This window comes from Aeromonas sp. Prich7-2, assembly GCF_017939255.1.
Lineage (GTDB): Bacteria > Pseudomonadota > Gammaproteobacteria > Enterobacterales > Aeromonadaceae > Aeromonas > Aeromonas caviae.
Genome location: NZ_JAGKRI010000375.1, coordinates 1 through 303 on the forward strand (window position 1 = coordinate 1; position 303 = coordinate 303).

Genomic DNA, 303 nt, shown 5'->3' on the forward strand with positions numbered 1-303 from the left:
ACTCTGTTTTCTTCGGCCTTGCGCCGTTGCAAACATGCTCTTTAACAATCTGGAAAGCTGATTTAAAAAGTAGTTCTCAAACATTTGTTACAAGTGCTTTGGAAACTTCTTGGCGAAAACCAAATTTTATTTGGTCCTTGTTGTACGACAACAAGCCGTGCCGGTTTCACCGACACTTCTTGGGGTTGTATGGTTAAGTGACTAAGCGTACATGGTGGATGCCTTGGCAGTCAGAGGCGATGAAGGACGTACTAACCTGCGATAAGCCGTGAGCAGTCGGTAAGAGACATTACGACTCACGGA

The 303-nt window shown here is 45.2% G+C and carries 1 protein-coding gene and 1 rRNA gene; both read left to right on the forward strand.

All coding sequences use genetic code 11. The annotated features are described in order from the left end of the window. Positions 1-197, forward strand: a 197-nt coding sequence (locus J9892_RS24320; protein WP_210539189.1) for a hypothetical protein, incomplete at its 5' end; no start/stop codon positions are given. Continuing rightward, positions 192-303, forward strand: a 23S ribosomal RNA gene (locus J9892_RS24325); the annotation flags it as partial. The genes J9892_RS24320 and J9892_RS24325, both read left to right, overlap by 6 nt.